At 62.6% G+C, this 21,961-nt stretch carries 22 protein-coding genes; 10 read left to right on the forward strand and 12 right to left on the reverse strand.

Annotation, left to right across the window (positions count from 1 at the left end; translation table 11 throughout):
* The first annotated feature begins 2 nt into the window (after window positions 1-2).
* From RhoBH5_RS22000 to RhoBH5_RS22020, 5 genes are read left to right on the forward strand one after another with little or no spacing between them, the layout of a single operon-like run.
* Window positions 3-575, forward strand: a complete 573-nt coding sequence (locus RhoBH5_RS22000; RefSeq protein WP_030537486.1) for an NUDIX hydrolase — start codon at window positions 3-5, stop codon at window positions 573-575.
* Window positions 572-2,926, forward strand: coding sequence for a DUF6049 family protein (locus tag RhoBH5_RS22005; RefSeq protein ID WP_007729124.1), 2,355 nt, complete (start codon window positions 572-574; stop codon window positions 2,924-2,926). Before RhoBH5_RS22000 ends, RhoBH5_RS22005 begins: the two co-directional genes overlap by 4 nt.
* Window positions 2,923-6,945, forward strand: a complete 4,023-nt coding sequence (locus RhoBH5_RS22010; RefSeq protein ID WP_270008784.1) for a lipid II flippase MurJ — start codon at window positions 2,923-2,925, stop codon at window positions 6,943-6,945. Before RhoBH5_RS22005 ends, RhoBH5_RS22010 begins: the two co-directional genes overlap by 4 nt.
* Window positions 6,946-6,992: 47 nt before the next feature.
* Window positions 6,993-7,619 (forward strand): RNA polymerase sigma factor SigM, encoded by a 627-nt coding sequence (sigM, locus tag RhoBH5_RS22015; protein ID WP_007729129.1) that lies wholly within the window; start codon window positions 6,993-6,995, stop codon window positions 7,617-7,619.
* 53 nt (window positions 7,620-7,672) lie between these two features.
* Window positions 7,673-8,389, forward strand: coding sequence for a hypothetical protein (locus RhoBH5_RS22020; RefSeq protein ID WP_007729130.1), 717 nt, complete (start codon window positions 7,673-7,675; stop codon window positions 8,387-8,389).
* A 9-nt stretch (window positions 8,390-8,398) separates the two neighbouring features.
* Here RhoBH5_RS22020 and RhoBH5_RS22025 read toward each other — a convergent pair whose 3' ends face one another.
* A complete protein-coding gene (locus RhoBH5_RS22025; RefSeq protein WP_003942539.1) occupies window positions 8,399-8,965 on the reverse strand; it encodes a helix-turn-helix domain-containing protein in 567 nt (188 codons plus the stop codon).
* Window positions 8,966-9,063: 98 nt separating this feature from the next.
* On the opposite strand from RhoBH5_RS22025, the gene nox reads away from it, so the two are divergent.
* From nox to RhoBH5_RS22045, 4 genes are all read left to right on the forward strand, one after another.
* Entirely contained in the window at window positions 9,064-10,275 is a 1,212-nt protein-coding gene (gene nox, locus RhoBH5_RS22030; protein WP_007729131.1) for a 4,4'-dithiodibutanoate disulfide reductase, read from the forward strand.
* A gap of 131 nt (window positions 10,276-10,406) precedes the next feature.
* Window positions 10,407-11,414 (forward strand): thioredoxin-disulfide reductase, encoded by a 1,008-nt coding sequence (gene trxB, locus RhoBH5_RS22035; RefSeq protein WP_003942521.1) that lies wholly within the window; start codon window positions 10,407-10,409, stop codon window positions 11,412-11,414.
* Window positions 11,415-11,452: 38 nt separating this feature from the next.
* Window positions 11,453-11,776 (forward strand): thioredoxin, encoded by a 324-nt coding sequence (gene trxA, locus RhoBH5_RS22040; RefSeq protein WP_003942530.1) that lies wholly within the window; start codon window positions 11,453-11,455, stop codon window positions 11,774-11,776.
* Between the two features lie 128 nt (window positions 11,777-11,904).
* The gene (locus RhoBH5_RS22045; RefSeq protein WP_003942558.1) at window positions 11,905-13,095 is read left to right on the forward strand and encodes an N-acetylmuramoyl-L-alanine amidase; all 1,191 of its coding nucleotides are present in this window, start codon (window positions 11,905-11,907) and stop codon (window positions 13,093-13,095) included.
* Between the two features lie 20 nt (window positions 13,096-13,115).
* Here the strand turns inward: RhoBH5_RS22045 and RhoBH5_RS22050 are convergent, their stop codons facing one another.
* The 4 genes from RhoBH5_RS22050 to rsmG all read right to left on the reverse strand — a co-directional run bounded on the left by RhoBH5_RS22050 (window position 13,116) and on the right by rsmG (window position 16,860).
* The gene (locus RhoBH5_RS22050) at window positions 13,116-13,799 is read right to left on the reverse strand and encodes a hypothetical protein (RefSeq protein WP_003942495.1); all 684 of its coding nucleotides are present in this window, start codon (window positions 13,797-13,799) and stop codon (window positions 13,116-13,118) included.
* 255 nt (window positions 13,800-14,054) lie between these two features.
* The gene (locus RhoBH5_RS22055) at window positions 14,055-15,095 is read right to left on the reverse strand and encodes a ParB/RepB/Spo0J family partition protein (RefSeq protein WP_054188731.1); all 1,041 of its coding nucleotides are present in this window, start codon (window positions 15,093-15,095) and stop codon (window positions 14,055-14,057) included.
* Window position 15,096: 1 nt separating this feature from the next.
* A complete protein-coding gene (locus tag RhoBH5_RS22060; RefSeq protein ID WP_003942510.1) occupies window positions 15,097-16,098 on the reverse strand; it encodes a ParA family protein in 1,002 nt (333 codons plus the stop codon).
* Window positions 16,099-16,179: 81 nt separating this feature from the next.
* A complete protein-coding gene (rsmG, locus tag RhoBH5_RS22065; RefSeq protein WP_270008785.1) occupies window positions 16,180-16,860 on the reverse strand; it encodes a 16S rRNA (guanine(527)-N(7))-methyltransferase RsmG in 681 nt (226 codons plus the stop codon).
* A 706-nt stretch (window positions 16,861-17,566) separates the two neighbouring features.
* Here rsmG and RhoBH5_RS22070 point away from each other — a divergent pair.
* Complete coding sequence (locus tag RhoBH5_RS22070; protein ID WP_270008786.1) at window positions 17,567-17,803, forward strand: hypothetical protein; 237 nt, start codon at window positions 17,567-17,569, stop codon at window positions 17,801-17,803.
* Between the two features lie 193 nt (window positions 17,804-17,996).
* On the opposite strand, the gene RhoBH5_RS22075 is transcribed toward RhoBH5_RS22070, so the two are convergent.
* The 7 genes from RhoBH5_RS22075 to rpmH form a co-directional block, all read right to left on the reverse strand.
* On the reverse strand, window positions 17,997-18,488 hold the full coding sequence (locus RhoBH5_RS22075) for a DUF6301 family protein (protein ID WP_047272667.1): 492 nt from the start codon (window positions 18,486-18,488) through the stop codon (window positions 17,997-17,999).
* A 257-nt stretch (window positions 18,489-18,745) separates the two neighbouring features.
* Window positions 18,746-19,072, reverse strand: coding sequence for a hypothetical protein (locus tag RhoBH5_RS22080; protein ID WP_020971491.1), 327 nt, complete (start codon window positions 19,070-19,072; stop codon window positions 18,746-18,748).
* A gap of 118 nt (window positions 19,073-19,190) precedes the next feature.
* The gene (locus RhoBH5_RS22085; RefSeq protein WP_270008787.1) at window positions 19,191-19,754 is read right to left on the reverse strand and encodes a Jag family protein; all 564 of its coding nucleotides are present in this window, start codon (window positions 19,752-19,754) and stop codon (window positions 19,191-19,193) included.
* 20 nt (window positions 19,755-19,774) lie between these two features.
* A complete protein-coding gene (yidC, locus tag RhoBH5_RS22090) occupies window positions 19,775-20,881 on the reverse strand; it encodes a membrane protein insertase YidC (protein ID WP_003942570.1) in 1,107 nt (368 codons plus the stop codon).
* A 4-nt stretch (window positions 20,882-20,885) separates the two neighbouring features.
* Window positions 20,886-21,266 (reverse strand): membrane protein insertion efficiency factor YidD, encoded by a 381-nt coding sequence (gene yidD, locus RhoBH5_RS22095; protein ID WP_007729147.1) that lies wholly within the window; start codon window positions 21,264-21,266, stop codon window positions 20,886-20,888.
* Window positions 21,263-21,643, reverse strand: a complete 381-nt coding sequence (gene rnpA, locus RhoBH5_RS22100; RefSeq protein ID WP_019746209.1) for a ribonuclease P protein component — start codon at window positions 21,641-21,643, stop codon at window positions 21,263-21,265. The genes yidD and rnpA overlap by 4 nt, the downstream gene beginning before the upstream one ends.
* 26 nt (window positions 21,644-21,669) lie before the next feature.
* Window positions 21,670-21,813, reverse strand: a complete 144-nt coding sequence (rpmH, locus tag RhoBH5_RS22105; protein ID WP_003942540.1) for a 50S ribosomal protein L34 — start codon at window positions 21,811-21,813, stop codon at window positions 21,670-21,672.
* Window positions 21,814-21,961: the final 148 nt, after the last annotated feature.

A 21,961-nucleotide genomic window follows, 5' to 3' on the forward strand; every position in this document is an offset into this window, starting at 1 on the left:
AGGTGTCTGGTGCCGAACGAACAAACAGGAGTCGCCGCAACCCGCGGCGTCGACCTGCCGTCGGCAACCCCGATAAACCTTTGATGCGAACCGTCCGTGAAACTTCTGCGGGCGGCTTGGTCGTCGACGGCTGGGGAGGACCCCCGGAACGCCTCTGCGCTGCACTGATCGGCCGAACCGACCGCCGCGGACGCCTGCTCTGGTCGCTACCGAAGGGCCATATCGAACAAGGTGAGACCGCTGAGCAGACCGCGATGCGTGAGGTCGAAGAAGAAACCGGTATCCAGGGAACCGTCCTGGCACCGCTGGGCAGCATCGACTACTGGTTCGTGACCGAAGGTCGACGCGTCCACAAGACCGTGCACCACTATCTCCTCCGCTTTCTCGGCGGTGAACTCTCCGACGAGGACATCGAGGTCACCGAAGTCGCTTGGGTGCCGCTGACGGAATTGCACTCGCGCCTCGCATACGCCGACGAGCGCAAACTCGCAGAACTCGCGTCCCAGATGATCGCCGAGATGCCGCGAACGGAAATACGGCAAGAACAGCGCCCGAAGGAACCGGACGCCGGATGAGAATGGCACTGCGGCGGGCCGGTGTGGCCGCTCTGGTGATGGCCGCTGTCGGTTTCGGGCCTGCAACGACGGCCGTCGCATGGGCAGCGCCGTCCAGCCAGCCCAGTGAGCGCGCCCCGGCGCGAAACACCAACGATGCCAAATTTCTGCAGCTGACCATCGACTCCACCGCACCGACCACGGTGACGACCACCAGCGACCGCAACGTCGTGGTCAAGGGGACGGTGAAGAACGTCGGTGACCGTCCCGTCGAGGACGTCGGAGTGAGGCTGCAACGCGCTCCCGCGATCGACTCCAGTTCGGACGTGCGCGCAGCACTCGACTTCGACCAGGCCGTTTTCGACACGGTCGGCGAATTCGACACCGTTGCCACCACCCTCGACACCGGCCAGTCCAAGCAGTTCACGCTCACCTTGCCGTTGCGGAGCACTACCGGGTTGTCTCTCGACATCACCGAACCGGGCGTCTACCCGATGCTCGTCAACGTGAACGGCACCCCGGAGTACGGCGGTGCCGCCCGACTCGACGACGCACGCTTCTTGCTCCCCGTCCTCGGTGTGCCGGCCGCAGCCGAATCGAACGCCACAGCCGGAACCCCCAGTTCGTCCGCCACGGCCGTCGTTCCCCCCGACACGTCCGCCCCGATCGGCGTCACGCTCATGTGGCCGCTGGCCGACGCGCCACGACTCGTCGGCGGAATACCCGGCGCGGTCAACGAGCCCGTACGCCTGATCGACGACGAACTCGCCACCGAACTTTCCGACGGCGGGCGCCTGGACGCGTTGGTCGATGCGGTGGAGAACGCCACCAAGCCCGAGAGCGACACCGATCGCCGCGTCACGGATGCGCTCTGTCTGGCAATCGACCCCGACCTTCTGATCACCGTCGAGAACATGACTCGCGGATACCTCGTGGCCGACAACTCGTCAGATCCCACCGGACCGTCGCACGAAGGCCGCGGCAGCGACGCCGCCAACCAGTGGCTCGGCCGGGTGAAGACCCTCGCGTCCTCGATGTGCACGACGGCGGTTCCGTTCGCCCAGGCCGATCTCGCCGCGGTCACCTCGGTGGCCAATCCGGAGTTGACGGCTACCGCGCTCACACGGCCGGCGGACATCGTCGACAACATCCTCGGCGTGACCTCACTGCGAGATTTCGTCTGGCCGGATTCGGGTGTCCTCGACTCGGCCACCGCAGAGGTGCTGAGCGTGAATCCCACCACAGCGATGGTGGCTGACACTTCCGTCGACTCGGCAGCTCCGCAGCTGTCGTCGCGGATAACCGGCTCACTCGACGCGCTTGCCTTCGACACCTCGGCGGCAGCGGCGCTGGCCGCCACCGGCTCGGAGCCGCAGGTCCCGTCGTACATCCCCGACGACACCGCGCCGACCATCGACATCGAATCGCGCAGCGCCCGGCGTCAGGACGCGCTGGGGGCGATGGCCTGGGCCGCGCTGACGCCGACGTCGCTGCCGCGCAATCAGATCTTCGCGCCGCCGCAACTGTGGACCGCCGACAGCAACGACGCCACGGCGGTGCTCTCGATGCTCGCGACCCTCATCCGGTCCGGGCTCGCCTCACCTCAGGCCCTGCCGGCACTGCTCGGCAGGCAACCGGGCGCGACGGACGCCGCCACTCTCGACTACCCGGACCGGGCTACCCAGGACGGTCCGCAAACGTCCGTCGTCGAGACCGCAACCACCCAACTTCCGCGTATCGACGGGCTCGAAGCTTCGCTCGTGGACGATCCGGCGGCTTCGCTCACCCCCCGGGGATTCACGGCGCCGCTCCGCGAAGATCTACTCCGTTCGATGACCTTGGCCGATCGCCGCAACGTCGACTCCGCTTCGGTCAATCGGGCGGAGCGCGCTGCGACCATCCGCGCCGACAACGTCACCGAAGCCGTCGACGGGATGTACCGGGCCGTCAGTGTGGTGTCGCCGGGCGGCGTCTACACCCTTGCGTCGGGGCAGAGTCCGCTCCTGCTGGTGGCGCGCAACGAGCTGCCCATCGCCATCAACGTCGACCTGCGTGTGGAAGCCCCACCCGAGATGCAGATCAGTGACATCGGTCCCAAACAGCTTCCGCCGCGAGGTAGCCGACAGTTGACTGTGCCCGCGGAAATGAACGATTCTCGCAAGCTGGAAGTCAACTTCTCGCTGACCACGACAGATGGCCGCCAATTGGGTACGCCGACCAGCGTGACCGTACGGTCGAATGCGTACGGTCGTCCCCTGGCCGCCGTGACGGCGACAGCGGGAGGGTTGCTGCTGTTCCTGGCAGGGCGACGGCTGTGGCATCGATTCAAGGGTCAGCCGGACCCAGCAGATGAAGGGTACGAACGCTCATGACCGGGAATCCACCCGAGGAGGGTCGCCGCTCGGCGATCACCCGCAAGAGTGCCACGACCCGCTCGCATCCTCGGATGCCACCGTGGGAGCGCGGTTACCCGATCCAGCCGGTCAACCCGGACGCACGTTTCGACGACGCACCCACCATGACCATCCCGGTGATCCGCGACTACCCCCGGTACCGCGAAGCCGAGATGGAATTCGCCGACCGGCAGACGACCACGTCGGACGAGTTCGACACCGACGCCCATGTCCAGGTCGGGGAACGCAAGGAGACGAACTCTCGACTCCTCGCGGCAACGGGTTCCATCGCGATCGCGACGCTGACGAGCCGCATCACGGGATTCGCCAAGCAGTTGATGATCCTGATGGTCCTCGGCCCCGCCATCGCCAGCTCGTTCACCGTCGCCAGCCAGATTCCGAACATGATCGCGGAACTGGTTCTGGGCGCCGTGCTGACCGCCATCGTCGTCCCCGTGCTGGTTCGCGCCGAGCGGGAGGACGCCGATCACGGCGAAGCGTTTGTCCGACGCCTCTTCACGGCGTCGCTCGTTCTACTCGGCATGGCCGCGCTGCTCGCGACCCTGGCAGCACCCGTACTCACCAAATACGTCTTCCTGTCCGAAGACGGCAAGGTCAGCACCGACCTGACCACGGCGCTGTCGTATCTACTTCTGCCGGCGATCCTGTTCTACGGGCTGTCGGCACTGTTCACAGCGTTTCTGAACACCAGGCAGATCTTCAAGCCCGGAGCCTGGGCTCCCGTACTCAACAACGTCGTCGTCCTCGTGGTGCTCGTGATCTACCGCCTGACTCCGGGCGAGATCTCGCTTGATCCGGTCTCGATGGGCGATGCAAAGCTGCTCACCCTCGGTATCGGCATCACCATCGGCGTCATCGTGCAGGCAGCCAGCCTGATCCCCGCGCTTCGCCGCGAGAAGATCTCGCTCAAGCCGCTGTGGGGTCTCGACGACCGCCTGCGCCAGTTCGGCGGCATGGCCGTCGCCATCGTCTTGTACGTCCTGATCAGCCAGATGGGCATGATCTTCGCGACCAAGATCTCCTCCCACGCCGACGAAGCCGGCCCTGCCATCTACAGCCAGGCCTGGTTGCTCCTGCAGCTCCCGTACGGCGTGCTCGGAGTGACGGTTCTGACGGCGATCATGCCGCGCCTGAGCCGCAACGCTGCTGCCGACGACACCCCGGCCGTCGTGGACGATCTGTCGGTCGCAACGCGTCTGACCATGATCACGCTGGTTCCGATCATCATGTTCCTGACCTTCATGGGTCCGCAGGTCGGTGAAGCGCTCTACGGTTACGGCCGCTTCGGACCCGAACAGGCCGAACGACTCGGCACCGCCGTGAGCTGGTCGGCATTCACGTTGATTCCGTACGCGCTGGTCCTGATCCAACTTCGAGTGTTCTACGCCCGCGAACAGGCCTGGACGCCGACGTGGATCGTTCTCGGCATCACTGCAGTGAAAATCGCTTTCTCGGCGCTCGCTCCGGTCTTCGCATCCAACAGCGATCAGGTCGTGATCCTGCTCGGTGCGGCCAACGGTCTCGGATACATCACCGGCGCCGTCATCGGCGGGTACCTCCTGCACCGCAGCCTCGGAAACCTGCAGATGGCCAACGTGGGCAAGACAGTCTGGTCCGTCGTACTCGCCTCGCTAGCCGGGTCGTTGACCATGCTCGCGGTCGACCGGGTCCTCGGATTCGATCAACTCACCGAGCGTTTCGGCGGACCCGGCTCGATGGTTCGCGTCGCCGTCGGCGGCATCCTGATGCTCGCGATCACCTTCACGATTCTCTACTTCAAGAAGGTTCCGGAAGTCCTGTCGGTAACGGTTGCGGTCTCCCGCAAGATTCGTTCACTGACAGGTCGCGCCGAACCGGACACACGTAACAACACCGACGACGACGTCACCGAGCTGATTCCTGCAATCAGAACGGAATCAAACGAGCAAGAACGACCGGGTGCGCTCCCGTACCCTGGTCATGGGCGTACAGGATCGCAACCCGCGCGTATTCGGGGACGGGCTATCGATGGAGAAGGAGCGAGGGTGAGCGACGACAACGTTTCCGGCAACAAGAGTGCCGGGACTTCTGCCGTGAAAGCGTCCGAACAGAAGTCAACGGCATCGTCGGGCACACCTGCATCCACGAGTTCCTCCGCATCTGCCGGCCAGAAGCCACAGCAGGGTCAGAAGCCACAGCAGCCCGCACAGCGACCGCAGCAGGGCCAAAGCCCGCAGGGTCAGAAGCCGCAGCCGCCGGTGCAGAAGGCCGCTCCGCCGGTACCTCCGGTCAGTGTGTCCAAGGCACCTTCGGCGCCCGTGTCGAAGACACCTTCAGCACCTGTCTCGAAGACACCCGCGCCGAAGACGCCTGCTCCGGACAAGAAGGCACCCGAATCTCAGAAGACGGCTGCCGCTCAGACACCACCGCCCGCTGCACCTCGCACACCTTCCGCCGGATCCGCATCACGACCGGCCCAGCGACCGATGCCACGTGGACCGAAGCTCATTCCCGGCGCCTCTGTCGCCGGCGGACGCTACCGTCTGCTCGCGCCGCACGGCGGAACCCGCGGACTGCAGTTCTGGGAAGCTCTCGACGTCAAGCTCGACCGTGAAGTAGCCCTGACGTTCGTCGACGCCGATCAGCGCGGTGACGACGACAGCCAGTCCGGACCGCAGGCAGTTCTCTCACGCACTCTGCGCCTGGGACGAATCAACTCGCCCGGTCTGGCTCGCGTCCTCGACGTCGTCCGCGGAAGCTCGGGCGGCATCGTCGTCGCCGAATGGACTCCCGGCCGTTCGCTGCGTGAGATGGCCGAGACGACGCCGTCGCCGATCGGTGCGGCCCGCGCCATTCGCGCCCTCGCGGCGGCTGCCGAAGCTGCTCACCGCACCGGCGGTGCGCTGTCCATCGACCACCCGGACCGCGTTCGCATCAGCATCAACGGTGACGCCGTACTGGCGTTCCCGGCGACGCTTGCAGACGCCGATTCCACCAGCGACGTCCGCGGTCTCGGCGCCATGCTGTACTCGCTCATCACGGCGCGCTGGCCGCTGGCCGAACCGTCCGCCGGTCCCGTCGGTGGTTTGCTTCCCGCCGGCCGCGGCGCCGACGGGAACATCGTCGAGCCTCGGGTCGTCCGTCCGGAGGTTCCGTTCGACATCTCGGCCGTTGCGGTTCGAGCGTTGCAGTCGGAGAGTGGAATCCGCACTGCTGCCACCGTGCAGCACATCCTCGATCAGGCGTCCGTCGTCAACGACAAGACGGAAATGATTCCGGCACTTCGTCTCGGCCACCGCGAACAGGGTGCGTCGGGTCATGCACTGAACGACCCCGAAGCCATCGAGGCCGAGAAGAAGAAGTCGACGCGGATGCTCGCGGCACTGACGGCGCTCGGTGTCTTCACCGTGATCGTCCTGATTCTCCTTGTGGTGTGGGTAGCGAGCTTCCTCTCGGGTGGCAGTAACGACACCCCGCTCAGCGAGCAGAGTTTCGGACTGACCACCGAAGCCACTGCGCCCGAGAACAATTCACCGGCGCCCGCACCGGCGGCAGCAACCGTTCCGGTAGCTTCCTCGGCCGTAACGGTGTTCTCACCCCAGGGAACGCCGGATCAGCCGGCAACAGCGAAGAACGCCATCGACGGCAATCCGGCCACCGCATGGTCGTCGGATTCGTACTTCCAGCCGTTCCCGTCGCTGAAGAACGGTGTCGGCCTGATGGTGACGCTTGCCGATGCCGCCAACCTGAAGAACGTTGCGATCACGTCTGATTCGCCGGGAACCGTCGTTGAAATCCGTTCTGCCCCTTCTGCGAATACTTCGCTGGATCAGACCAAGGAAATCGGATCGGGTGTCCTGAAGAACGGCGTGACCGACATTCCAGTCACTTCGGATGGCTCGGGTCAGTATGTCCTGGTTTGGATTACGCAGCTCAGCACCGAATCCGGACAAAACCAGACATCCATCTCGGAGATTGCATTCACTGCCGCAAAGTGATCGCCCTTGGCCCTTCTGAAACCTACCGACTGGGCTAATATCCGCCCGTGCACAGTTATCGGGGGGGCACCGGGGGCGGAGCCGGAAAATTCGAATCCAGAAGTTTCGAGAACAAGAATCTCGAGGCGACGGATTTCGAATTGTTGACTGCTCATGTCGAGGGCGATCGGCATGCGTTCCGTGAACTACTGACCAGGCATCAGGATCATCTATGGCACGTTGCCCGGCGTACGAGCTACTCGGACGAGGACGCGGCAGACGCACTCCAGGAGGGTCTGCTCTCCGCGCACCGCAAGGCAGCGAAGTTCCGCGGCGACGCGGCGGTGCGTAGTTGGCTCCACACCATCGTGGTCAATGCCTGCCTCGACCGGATCCGACGCAACAAATCACGGGCGGCGTTCTCTCTGTCTTCGGAGAACGCGGAGGAACCCCGCGATCACCGCGACTATGCGGCGACAGTGGACATGAGCCTGACCGTCGAACAGGCACTGGCATCGCTGCCGCCTGAGCAGCGTGCTGCCGTCGTCGCCGTCGATGTCGAGGGGTATCCGGTAGCCGAGGCCGCCGAGAGGTTGGGAGTGCCCGTAGGGACCGTGAAGAGTCGCTGCGCCCGCGCGCGCAAGCGTCTTGCCGCCCAGTTGGAGGACTTTCGCGAAGGCGGGAACCATTCGTGAACCGGCCGCGTCCTATCTTGTAAGGGTCCGCATCGACTGCCGAGGGAGGGTTCATGACAGATCCGTCTGTTCGCGTTCCGTCGCCTCCGTTTTCAGAAGACCTACTCGCAGATCTTCACGCCGGGGTTCTCGATTCCGAAACCAGTGCGGCTCTGTGGCCGGTGGTACGCGCAGATCCTGACGCCCATGCATTTGTCACCGCCCTTGACGGCGTCACGGCATCACTCGCGACACTGAACTCGAGCAAGGCTACTCACGAACGGATTCCGAATTCGCTTGCCGAGCGAATCAATTCGGCACTGGATCGACAGTCAGAACAGCTGGAGCCGCCAGCTGAGGCAGCTGTCGTGCCGTTCCGGCGGCGCCCACAAGCGTGGGTTCTCGGTGCCGCAGCAGCCGTGTTGGCGGCCTTCGTGATCGTTGTTATCGGAACCCGAGATTCCGAACCCGCCGAAAGTGTTGTCGCTCAACCGAGCACACCGGCGACGTCTGCTGTCGACGATCCGGATTCGGCGTCTCTGCTCTCACTCGTCGGATCCAAAAACCTTGGACCACTGGATGATCCATCCAAACTTGCCGGATGCCTACGCGCCAACGGCATCGACGAGGGCTGGCCTTTGCTCGGTTCCGGCGAGATTCGCATCGACGGGGCGCCGGCGATAGTCCTACTCTTCACGGGATCGCAGCCGCGTCAGATCACTGCACTGACTGTTGGCATCAACTGCAGCGACGGGAATCCGAATACGTTGTCGGTCAAGAACATCGGCTGACGTCGACGGTCAGCGCGGCGATGCCGCCGGGAGTAAGAGCTCGAGGATTCTTTCGCGTAGCGCATCTGTATCGTCCTCGACCGCTATCAGACTCGAAAACATCGCTGCCCCGGCCGCCAATACCAGCACGGCCTTGGCATCGAGCAGTGCCGATTCAGGATCTTCGGCGTTCTGAAGGAACAGTTGCGTACTCGGTCCACTGAACCCGCGCCACAATTCGTTGCGCAGGTCGTCGTGGTCGCGCAGGGCCGCCAGCAATCCTGGCGACGCGGCGCGAACCTCGGGACGGGAGAAGAGCTGAGCACTTCCCTCCACCACCCAACGGATCCAGCCGTCGCGATCGGTGCCCTCGAACGGTGTCAGGTCCGGTGTCGCCCCCAGGATCGACCCGAGAACAAGATGTGCCTTCGACGGCCATCGCCGCGACATCGAGGCTCGGCTGACCCCTGCCCGTGCCGCGATCGCCCGGAGACTGAGTTGATCCCAACCGACCTCGAGGAGCATCGCTCGGGTGACCTCGAGGACTGTGTCGTCGATGCGTGGGTCTCGTGGGCGACCTGATCCTGTGGCATTCATCGTGTCGAATTGTCGGACAGATTGGCAGTAGGCGCTATATCGTCGTAGTTACGAGTCCACTGGCATCGTAAAGATCAGGCCGCCGCAGGAAGTTGAAAATGACCACAGCGCCCACACCGTCGATATTCGAACCCGCACGTCTCGGCCCTCTGACCTTGCGCAACCGCATCGTCAAAGCTGCAACGTTCGAGGGCGTCATGCCCCGGGGAGCGGTCTCGGACGATCTGATCAACTTCCACGCCGAGGTGGCCCGCGGCGGGGCCGCGATGACCACTGTCGCCTATTGCGCCGTCTCACCAGGTGGACGAGTCCACCGCGACACCCTTGTCATGGACGAGCGCGCGCTGCCGGGACTACGCAGACTGACCGACGCCGTCCACGCCGAAGGCGCACTTGCTGCGGCGCAGATCGGCCACGCGGGACTGGTCGCCAACACGCTCTCCAACAAGACGAAGACTCTGGCGCCGTCGACCCGGCTGAGTCCGCCCGCGATGGGCCTCGTCAAGGGCGCGACACTCGCCGAACTCGACGGTGTCGTCTCCGACTTCGAACGGACCGCTCGCGTCGCCGTGGACGCAGGATTCGACGCCATCGAGGTCCATCTCGGCCACAACTACCTCCTCAGTTCGTTCATGAGCCCCAATCTGAACAAGCGCCACGATCGATACGGTGGCAGCGTCGCCAAGCGCGCCGAGTATCCGCGTCGAGTCGTCGAAGCGGTGCGACGGGCCGCTGGATCCAGCGTGGCGGTCACCGCGAAATTCAACATGTCCGATGGGGTGCCGAAAGGTCTGTGGCTCGACCAGAGCCTGCCGATCGCCCAGATCCTCGAAGCCGACGGCCATCTGGACGCGATGCAATTGACCGGTGGCAGTTCACTTCTCAACGGAATGTACTTCTTCCGCGGTGAGGTCCCACTGGCTGAGTTTGTCGCCTCCCAACCCAAACTCGTCGGGTACGGGCTGAAGTTCTACGGTCCCAAACTCTTTCCGACGTACCCGTTCGAGGAGGGCTTCTTCCTGCCCTTCGCCCGTCAGTTCCGACAGGCGCTGAGGATGCCACTGATCCTGCTCGGCGGCATCAACCGCGTCGACACCATCGAGCACGCACTGGATGAAGGATTCGAATTCGTCGCCATGGCGCGTGCGCTCCTCAGGGACCCACAACTGGTCAACAAATTTCAGGCCGAGAGCGTCGACGAGGGTCTGTGTATCCACTGCAACAAGTGCATGCCCACCATCTACACCGGCACGCGCTGTGTGGTTCGGGACGCGCTTGTGGTTCGGGAGGCACCGCGCCCCGCCCCGTGAGTCCCGCGCTGTGAGCTGCCGGCTGTGAGCCACTTTCCAGCGGAGTGCGGGAACAACACCCCTTATCCTGGTGTTGATCGGTACGGCTCTCCAAGAAGCGGAGGGTCTGCACTCACTATTGGAAGGCTCGCATGACCACCCAGCTGGAAAACACGCCCGCGGTCCATGACGTCATCATTGTCGGTTCCGGACCGGCCGGATACACCGCTGGTGTCTACACCGCGCGCGCTGAGCTCCAGCCCCTGCTCTTCGAGGGAACCCAGTTCGGTGGCGCCCTCATGACCACCACCGAGGTCGAGAACTTCCCCGGATTCCGCGAAGGAATCATGGGCCCCGACCTGATGGAACAGATGCGTGAGCAGGCACTTCGCTTCGATACCGACATCCGCACCGAGGACGTCGAAGAGATCGATCTCAGCGGCCCGATCAAGACGGTCGTCGCGAACGGCGAAACGTACGCCGCGCACGCGATCATCCTCGCCATGGGCGCGGCAGCCCGTTACCTCGGCATTCCCGGTGAAGAACGCCTCCTCGGCCGCGGTGTCAGCGCCTGCGCCACCTGCGACGGCTTCTTCTTCCGTGACCAGGACATCGTCGTGGTCGGCGGCGGCGACTCCGCGATGGAAGAGGCAACCTTCCTGACCCGCTTCGCTCGCTCGGTCACCCTGGTGCACCGCCGCGAGGAATTCCGCGCCTCACGGATCATGCTCGAGCGCGCCAAGGCCAACGAGAAGATCCGCTTCCTGACCAACGCGGAGCCCGTCGAGGTGCTCGGTGAGAACAGCGTCACCGGGCTCGTCGTTCGTGACACCGTCACGGGTGAGACCTCCACACTCGAGATCACCGGCATGTTCGTCGCCATCGGCCATGACCCGCGCAGTGAGCTCGTCAAGGGCCAGGTCGATCTCGACGACGCCGGATACGTGCGCGTCGCTCCCGGTTCCACCGCGACCTCCGTCGACGGCGTCTTCGCTGCCGGTGACCTGGTCGATCACACGTACCGCCAGGCGATCACCGCTGCCGGCACCGGATGCTCCGCAGCAATCGACGCCGAACGCTGGCTGGCCGACCGCGGCGACATCACCGCCAACACGCTCGACGCAGCCGGCCACACGGTCGACGTCGTCGGCGCTCCCTGATTCATCAAGCTGTCGAACCCAACCCTCGAGGAGTAACAGTGTCGAATACCGTCACCATCACCGACGATTCCTTCAAGCAGGACGTCCTGGGCAGCGACAAGCCCGTTCTGGTCGATTTCTGGGCAACCTGGTGCGGCCCGTGCAAGATGGTCGCCCCGGTACTCGAGGAGATCGCCGGTGAGAACAGCGAGAAGCTGACCGTCGCAAAGCTCGACATCGACGCCAACCCGGCGGCCGCCCGCGATTTCCAGGTCATGTCGATCCCGACGATGATCCTGTTCAAGGACGGCAAGCCGATCAAGACGATCGTCGGCGCCAAGGGCAAGGCCGCACTGCTCAAGGACCTCGCAGACGTTCTCTGACGGCTGGATGAGCATCGTGGATTCTCGCAATCCACAGAATTTCTGAGATAATCGATCGATGTGCCTGATCGGGTCTACGACCAGGCACATCGATCGAATTCGTTAACCGATCCGAGAGGCTTTCACGCATGCACAGACTCCGACACGGCGATCACGGCCCGGCCGTCGCCGAGATTCGGGGCACATTGACGAAGCTGGGATACCTCCATCACGGAACTTCCGGTATTCGACGTGAAAGCGCCGACGGTGCCCACTGGGTTGCACCCGACGCCATCTTCGATCATCAACTCGACAGCGCCGTTCGCGCCTTCCAGCAGCAGCGTGGGCTCCTTGTCGACGGCATCGTGGGCCCGGCCACCTATCGGTCACTTCGCGAGGCCTCGTACCGCCTGGGCGCCCGTACGTTGATTTACCAGCTTTCTGCGCCGCTGTACGGCGACGACGTCGCAGCTCTGCAGGCCAAACTGCAGGACCTCGGCTTCTACGCAGGTCGGGTCGACGGTTTCTTCGGCCCGCAGACCCACGAATCTCTCTCGTCTTTCCAGCGTGAAATCGGGATCGCCGCCGACGGTATCTGCGGACCGCAGACACTGCGTTCGCTGGAACTGCTGGGAACTCGCGTCACCGGCGGATCGCCGCACGCGATCAGCGAAGAGGAGCTGGTGAGGCGCAAGGGCCCACAGCTGGGCGGCAAGCGCATCGTCATCGATCCAGGCCTCGGTGGTCCGTCCACCGGCACCATCGTCAACGGCATCTCCGAAGCCGACATCCTGTGGGATCTGGCTATGCGCCTCGAGGGGCGGATGGCAGCAACCGGGATGGAAACCTTCCTCTCCCGCCCGCACAACGCCGATCCGAGCGAGGCCGAGCGCGCGCTGACGTCCAACGCATTCGACGCCGATCTGATGATCTCCCTGCGCTGCGACAGCAACTCGAGCCCGTCGGCGAACGGCGTCGCGAGCTTCCACTTCGGAAATTCGCACGGTTCGGTCTCGATGATCGGGCAGGTGTTGACCGGTTTCGTTCAGCGCGAGATTGTTGCGCGAACTCCGTTGCGGGACTGCAGAACTCACGGTCGAACGTGGGAGTTGTTGCGCCTGACCAACATGCCGACGGTACAGATCGATCTCGGCTACCTGTCCAACGCGTCCGACGTTGCGGTACTGACGAATCCGCGGATGCGTGACACCATCGCCGAAGCCATCTTGATCTCGGTCAAGCGGCTGTACCTACTGGGTCAGGACGATCAGCCGACCGGCACCTTCACCTTCGCCGAGCTTCTCGCAGAAGAACTTTCGGTAGCCGACCGCATTTCGTAGGTCCTGCGGTCGGCACCTGCTCACACTCTGGCGAGTTCGCTGATCTCCACCATTTCGAGAGCTGCGGCCTTCAATAGACGGTCGAGGGCTTCTTCGACGTCGACTTTCCATTCGTGATCTCGATTGAGTTCGAGACGAAGGCGCGGATAACGATGGTGCGGTGCCACGACCTCGAAACCGTAATCCTCGAGGAACTCGGCACTGATCATGCATTCCGCGGGTGAACATTCCAGAGCAGCCGTTGCACTGGCCACGTCGGAAGCTGGCCCCAAGTCGCCGCTACGGATACCGAATGCCTCGAGCGCACGAACTCCTCGTCGGACCAGATCTGTCACGACAGCGGCCAGCAGGCTCGGCCCTAGTTCTTCCTCTATGCCCGAGGGCTCGAGGCGAAGGCTTGTGAGAAGCACTGCGTCCGAGCTGACCGGGCTGGTGGGAAACAGTTGCGCGCGCGGGATCATGCGGGGAGGGGCGTACAACGCACTGCCGAGCGGCTTTCCGTCGCGGACGGCGACCTGTCCGCACGAACCCCACTCGAGCATGACCATCGACAGCCAGGCTTCCTTCTCGAATTCCTGATCACAGAATCCTCGGGCGTCATGAAGCGCGCCCGGGTCCATCTCCCAGAACACGCATCGGCGCGCATGGGCGGAAAGCTGATCGAGGCTGTCGAGTGTGAGAGAGGTGATGACGTGAGTCGACACTGACTAACTCACTCTCCGTAGGTCCCCGAAGCGGTTTTGATGCTCGCCCGCCGCTTTTCTCTTCTCCAGGATAGGCCAGCTACGACATGTCGGCAGTGGCACGAGAGTTGATCGCCCTAATGTATTGCTGTTCAACATCTTTCGTCCCGCTTCAAGATTTCGAGAAGCTCGGACCACCTAGATTTGTCACAGTGACGAAAATAGGTGGTGTGCCCGGTCATCATGATTACGTCACCAAACGGGCATCCGAGTTCTCTACTTGGATTTCTGTGCTTCCATCATTCCGACGATGCGTTGTAGGTCGTCGACCGAGCCGAATTCGACCACAATCTTTCCCTTCCGCTTGCCCAGACTGACAGTCACCCGAGTGTCGAACGAGTCCGACAACCGCTCGGCCACATCCTGCAGGCCCGGCATCACGATGGGCTTGCGCTTCTGTGGGGGAGCGATCTCATTATCCGCCCGGTTGGCCAGAGTGACTGCTTCCTCCGTCGCGCGAACAGACATTCCTTCCGCGACGATGCGCGCCGCCATGACCTCCTGAGCGTCGGCACCCGCCTCGAGGGACAGCAGCGCGCGAGCATGGCCGGCCGAAAGTACACCGGCCGCAACGCGACGCTGAACCGCCACCGGCAGCTTCAGCAGACGAATCATGTTGGTCACGACGGGACGCGAACGTCCGATCCGATTGGCCAATTCTTCGTGGGTGACTTCGAACTCCTCGAGCAGCTGCTGATACGCCGCTGCCTCTTCGAGGGGGTTCAGTTGCACTCGATGGATGTTCTCGAGGAGCGCGTCGCGCAGCATCGAGTCGTCATCTGTTTCACGAATGATCGCCGGAATCTTCTCCAGCCCGGCTTCCTGGCTCGCGCGCCAGCGACGCTCACCCATGACAAGTTGGTACTTGTCACCGTGACGACGGACCACGATCGGCTGCATCAAGCCGAACTCGCGGATCGAGTGAACCAACTCCGCGAGTGCTTCCTCGTCGAAAACGCTGCGAGGCTGCTTCGGGTTCGTCTCGATCAGGCTCGGTTCGATCTCGAGATAGACCGCGCCGGTCGGCTCGAGTTCGGTCTCCGGCTCAGCTTCCACCGGAGCCTTCGCAGCCGACGCCTTGGTGGCTTTCGGCGTTTTCGGGGCCGCTTTGGTCGGTGGGGGAGGGGAGGGGTTGCGCTTGTCGACGCCGATTACGACGTCCGCTGCAGCCGATCCCAGACCCGGCGCCGTGGCCGGCCCAGTGGGGATGAGAGCAGCCAAGCCGCGGCCCAATCCACCTTTGCGTGCTTGACTCATCTCACTGCTCCTGGGTCGTCGTGGTGGCAGAGCGGGCGGCAAGTTCACGGCCGGCGTCGAGGTAACTCATGGCGCCACGTGAACCCGGGTCGTAGTCGAGAACTGTCATCCCGTATCCGGGAGCCTCGGACACCTTCACGCTGCGCGGAATCACAGCGCGCAGAACGGCCTCACCGAAGTGCTTGCGTACTTCTTCGGCGACCTGGTCGGCCAGCTTGGTGCGCCCGTCGTACATCGTCAGAAGGACGGTGGAGACATGCAGATCCGGGTTGAGATGAGCCTGGACGAGTTCGATGTTGCGGAGCAACTGACCGACCCCCTCGAGGGCGTAGTACTCGCACTGGATCGGGATCAGAACTTCCTTGGCAGCGACCATCGCGTTGACGGTCAGCAGTCCCAGCGAGGGCGGGCAGTCGATGAGGACGAAGTCGACGTCAAGCTCTGCGAGCACCTTGTCGTTGAGCGCGCCTTTGAGTCGATTCTCGCGGGCAACCATGGAGACCAATTCGATCTCGGCGCCCGCCAGATCGATCGTTGCCGGGATGCAGAGAAGGCGCTCACTGTGCGGGCTGGTCTGGATCGCCTCCGGGGCCTTCACTTCGCCTATGAGCAGCTCGTAGCTCGACGGGGTGCCCGAGGTATGGACGACGCCCAGAGCGGTGCTGGCGTTGCCCTGAGGGTCCAAATCGACCACAAGGACAGTGAGCCCTTGAAGAGCGAGCGCCGACGCAAGGTTCACCGTGGTCGTCGTCTTGCCGACGCCACCCTTCTGGTTCGCGATGGTGATCACGCGGCGGAACGCCGGCTTCGGCAGCGTAACCGAATGGGGATGAAGCACTTGGCTCGCTCGATGCGCGGCCGCCCCGATGGGGGTCTCCTCCGAGGAGATCGCCGCGTAGGGGGCGGTGAAATTGTCGTCGTCGTTGACGATCTGATCCGCACCCGCACTCGTGTGCTGCTTCGGTGTTTCACGTGAAACGGCGGATTCAGATCGACCCGACATTGACTGCTCCTTCGATTGGGAATCGATCACTAGGTGCTCTCATCATCTGTACATTGCTCTCGATTGCATGCGTGTAAATCATCAACGCTGGCGGCGCTTCGGGAGACGTTCGGACTTCACCACAACAGTGGGGGTGCGGAGAATCTTGGCTCCGCATTCGAGTATTTCCAACTTACCTGCGCCCAACTTGGTGAGCGCCGTACGGTCTCGCTCGATCTCCTCGGAGGCGCTCGAACCCTTGAGTGCCAACATCCGGCCGTGCTCGTGAATGAGTGGGAGGGACCAACGTGCGAGCTTCTCGAGAGGCGCCACAGCTCGCGAGGTGACTACATCCGCGCCGCCCGCTTCCTTCACAACACCCGATTCCTCGGCTCGCCCTCGGACAACCAATACGTCCAATCCGTTGGACTCGATGAACTCCGCGAGGTACACCGAGCGTCGAAGCAACGGTTCGACCAGAGTCACCTTCAAGTCCGGGCGGGCGATTGCGAGAGGGATACCGGGTAGGCCGGCGCCGCTTCCAACGTCCACAACCGACTCGCCTTCGGCAATCAACTCACCGATGACGGCGCAATTGAGAAGGTGACGCTCCCACAGTCGAGGGACTTCACGGGGACCAATGAGCCCGCGCTCGACACCATCCGTCGCCAGGGATTGGTAATACCGTTCCGCGATCTCATATCTGTCACCGAACACTGCGCGCGCAGTCTCTTGTTCGTCCCAGTCAACCGACGCCGCACCATTCTGTTCCACGTGAAACATCCTCCCGCGTAAACCGCGAAATCAACAATCAAGACCGAAATCATTATCCGCTCTGGAGCCGACATGTGTTCGCTTCTGCACACCGACTCGCTGTGAGTCTGCCGACTCGTTCATTCTTTGGGAAGTATTCGGCCCAAAATTCAAGCGGGGGAGGGGAGGGGTTCACGTTCCACGTGAAACATTGCGCTGAAAATTCTTCCAATTCTGACGCGTTTCACGTGAAACATGGCCGGGCGATCGAATGCAGATAGGAGCGCAATTCTTAGTATCATCACAGTGACGAAACTGCCATGGGTAGTTACATGGATGGCATTCTGACCCAAAAAGACCAATTTTCGACAAAAAAGTCGTTGCAAAGATCGCCGGCGACGGACTGCAGAACGGACTCGGTCAGTCAAATCCTCTCTGTAGGTCGACTCGGAAAACAGACTTCGATTCCAGATCTCGGACAGCTTCGGTATCTCATCGCCGGTTGTTGCGAGCCATACATCCGTCGGCTTGACACTCCTGTTGCGGAACACCGGAGACTTGTCATCACAGAACGCGAATCAATCCAAGAAGCTTCGCTCCACAGGATGCGCATGGAGAGTTCGCCTTCGATGTGGATACCGGTGTCGGCGGGAAGATCAAAGTCGAGCAGGGGACCTGCCCGATGCGCAGGATGAATTCCTGCGCCTAGGCTCTGCGCGATTAAGATCCGCGCTTGGTGCGGGAGTTGTTGGACGGCAAGGACTACCTGTTGGTGCATACCGAACCCGGAACCAACAAGATCATCGCTCACCAGTTCGATCCGGGCACCGCGAAGTCCTTCCACCTCGTACAGCCCGGATCCGCCCTCATGACGAGACCAGCAGCGGGTGTGGGCGCCGATCGCGCACACCCCGCGAGTCAACCGAACTCAGGGCGGTCCCGTGATTACCCCGACGCGGTCCGCAGTCTATGAACCGGAGCCCGTGTAGATGAGGTCGATTCCGGTTTGCTTGGCAAAGTAGTCGCCGCCGATCTCACCCCGAAGCCCGCAACAGCATCATCGACTTTGCGTGGCGACGAAGCCCATTCGATGTGATTGGTCCGATTCCTGTGAGGAGCGCGCAAACCTGTTCCCACACCGGATTCGATCTCGCCGACCTCGATCGCTAGTCCTCGTCCTCATACTCCGGTTCGGGCTCATCCACCCATGCCTGATACCCCGGACTCGTCAGACGCAAGTCGATCGCATTGACACCCAGGTGCAGTGAAATGACCGCTTTCGGCAGGTCCCACCGGAGAGCTGTCTTTGGTTCGGGTTCGGCGCTCGTGGCTGTCCCCAGGAGTGCGGTAAATGCCACATCGAGGTTCGTGAACCCTTCGTCCAGCAGCGGGCGCACCACTGTCATGGGCGTAGCGTCATCTGCCACGTCCGTGACGAAGATCGAGATCCAATTCATTCTGTGTTGCCGCCCGAACATTATCGATTCGGACTGACCAACACGGAGTCCGGTCCGAATCGAGGCGCCGGTCTGATCCAATTCAACGACCTCCCATCCAGCCTGTGCGCAGAAGGGTTCCAGGTCGTCGACGGACCAGGTCCAGTCGAATTCTGCGGCGAGGCGGGCAATCCGGGTGGCGCCCTCGATGTCGACGTGCATGTGCGGATGCTACTTCCTTCGTGATCGTTGTTGATGACGCCCCAATCCGGGGGCCGTCGAAGTGAGGGCTCGCGGGTTGTCGGTCATCGGATGCCAGCACCGAAGGTGACGACCTTGCCAGCAGGCCTGACGACATCAGGTCGGTGATCCATTGTGGCGGCAATCTGGGGCGGAGTTCGAGGGCTCGGGGCAACAACCATCGATCCGGTTTCACGTGAAACGAAGGCCGACTATTCCTCCTGGGGGAGGGGAGGGGCTCACATGTAGTACGGCATGTTGTCGATCGAATATCCGAACATGCACAGTGCACCCCCGACGAACAAGAAGGCAATCGCGAAGCTGAGCATGACCGGTCTCCCGGATCGCCATGCCAGTGCAAGTGGAATGAATACGACGGCGACTACTCCCAGCGGCAACAACCAGCAGAGCCAATACTTCAGACCGCCCGGCGGAAAGGACTGGACTTCCATTTTCTGCTGTAGTTCGAAGACCACGGGCCAATAGCTCAGGCCGCACACGAGCATCCCTATCAAGGCCCCAAGGGTCATCAATCCGAGAGGGAATCCGGAGCGCTCGTTGGACATGTCGACAACGATAGGCAGACCTTCACCGTGGCGCCGGATTCGGTTTCACGTGAAACACTCTCGGACACAAAAGCGGGCCCCGGAAAATCCGGGGCCCGCATTCGATCAGGGGGGAGTGTCAGTCCTTGAGGACAACCACTCGACGAGACGGCTCAGCGCCTTCGCTCTCGCTGGAAACACCGGCGACCTTGGCGACGGCGTCGTGCACGATCTTGCGTTCGAACGGCGTCATCGGAGCAAGCTCTTCGCGTTCGCCGGTCTCGAGAACACGCTGTGCAGCTTCCGCACCGAGAGCACTGAGTGCCTCGCGACGCCCCGCACGCCACCCGGCGATGTCGAGCATCAAGCGGCTGCGCTCTCCGGTCGACTGCTGAACTGCCAGACGAGTCAGCTCCTGGAGAGCATCCAGAACCTCACCCTTGCGTCCCACGAGCTTGATCAGGTCGTCGCCGCCGTCGATGCTGACGATCGCCCGATCGCCCTCGACGTCAAGGTCGATGTCTCCGTCGAAATCGAGAACGTCGAGCAACTGCTCGAGGTAGTCGCCGGCGATCTCGCCCTCTTCGATCAGGTCGTCATCGGAATCGTCGATGTCTACATCCACATCGGTAACCGGCGCAGTGGTCTCGGTGCTCACGTCTGCGTTCTCTCCATCCACAACGATGTCAGCTTCACTGGACATTGGTCGTTCTCTTTCCTGGATCAGCGCCGTTTATTGCGCTTGGGGGAGTTGCCGCGGTTGCTCTGTGGCCGGTTCTGTTTGGGTTTCGACGTGGAACCACCACTGGAACCCGAGGGCTTCGGCTGTGGCTTCTTGAGCGAAACTTCCGGGGCGTCACCGTCGTCGTCGGCTGAATCCGCGGTCTTCAGCGCAGCCGGAGATCCCTTCTTCTTGCTGGGATCAGGACGGGCACCGGGCTTGGGCGCATTGTCGTTGCGGCGAGTGATCGCTTCCTGCTTCTTGGCTTCTTCTTCCGCGTCGATCTTGCGGAAGACGAGGTGCTGCTGACCGTAGGTCCAGATGTTGTTCGACACCCAGTACAGGAGGATCGCGATCGGAAGGAACGGTCCACCGACCAGAACACCGAGCGGGAAGACGTACAGGGCGAGCTTGTTCATGATCGCGGACTGCGGGTTCGCGGCAGCTGCTTCGCTCTGACGGGCAACAGAAGCGCGTGAGTTGAAGTGCGTCGCGATGCTGGCGATGATCATCAGCGGAGCGGCCACGAGAATGATGTTCAGCCGTGACGGAAGCTCGGGAACGTTCTCGGTGACGTAGGCCTGAAGCTGCGCAACCGGCGTCGTGATCGCGGCCGAGATGGGCGCGCCGAACAGACGAGCATCCAGGAACGACTGGACGTCAGTGGCCGAGAAGACGTAGTTCGGGGTGTTGAGGTTGTCCTCGGCGCTCATGCCCAGCTGGCCCATGCCGGTGCCGGTGCGGTTGAACGAGCGCAGGACGTGGAACAGACCGATGAACACCGGAGCCTGAGCCAAGACCGGGAGACAGCCCATGATCGGGTTGAATCCGTGCTCCTTCTGGAGCTTCTGCATCTCGACGGCCTGGCGCTGACGGTCGCCCGAATACTTCTTCTGCAATGCCTTGATCTGTGGCTGCAGTTCCTGCATCTGACGCGTCGTGCGGACCTGCTTCACGAACGGCTTGTACAGAACCGCACGCAAGGTGAACACCAGGAACACCACGGAAAGCGCCCAGGCTATTCCGTTGTCCGGGCCGAGAATGAACCCGAAGACCTTGTGCCAGACCCACAGAATCGCGGATACCGGATAGTAGATGAAATTGAGCACGGCTCTAAGTACTCCTCTGTTCGTCCGTCGGACTGTGACACGCTGCGCGTGCTTCCGGACAGCTATGGCGGCTACCCGCATCACGGTCACGACGGGCAGGGACAGGGTCCCACCCTCCAGAATGCCAGGGGGCACACTTCGCCAACCGCACCACAGTCAAGAAAAGGCCTTTGATCGCCCCGTGAGTGCGCAGCGCTTCGACTGCGTATTCACTGCAGGTGGGGGTGAACCGGCAGGTCGGCATCCTCAAGGGCGACACATACGTCCGGTACAACTCGATACAGAAGATGAGAACAGTGGCGGGAGCGCGACGCACAGCCTTCAACACCGTGATGACACGGGAGGCTCTGGGAGTCTCGATCTGCTCAGAGAGCGGAGTACTCATGGCTCTTCACTTACCGACACCAATAGGTTCATTTTGGTCAGGCCCCCGCGCAACTGCTTGGCCAGTTCGGCTGAACTGGCGGTAGCTGCACCCGGAAGTGCGCGGATAACCACGTCCGTCTCCGGCGAAACCTGCCCGACGAAATCTGCACAGATATGACGAAGCCGGCGTGCGACTCGATGTCGAATCACCGCCGGCCCGACAGCCTTGCTCACGATCAGCCCGAAACGGGGACCGTGATTTGTTACTACCAGCGCCTCTACTTGCTCGCGATCGAACGCGTGCACGACAAGGTCGCGTCTTCCCATACGACGCCCGCGTCGCACCGCCACGGAGAAATCCGCGTGGCGACGCAACCGAGACGGCTCAGGCAACACCCCGAGCTCCTGAACTCGAAATCAGATCAGGCGGTGAGGGAATCGCGGCCCTTACGGCGACGCGCCGAAACGATTGCACGACCCGCACGGGTACGCATACGAAGACGGAAGCCGTGAACACGCGCGCGGCGGCGATTATTCGGCTGGAACGTCCGCTTGCCCTTGGCCACGGTCAACACTCCTCGAAGTTCATTGACGCCTCCCGGCGTCATTCAGTGATCGACGCCTTACGGCGCCTTTGGATCCAACAGGTACAGAACAATCAACTTCACTCGTTGTGGCTTGGAAGACCGATCCGACCTGACATATGTAGCCAGC

This window comes from Rhodococcus sp. BH5 (genome assembly GCF_027583855.1).
GTDB classification, from domain to species: domain Bacteria; phylum Actinomycetota; class Actinomycetes; order Mycobacteriales; family Mycobacteriaceae; genus Rhodococcus_F; species Rhodococcus_F qingshengii.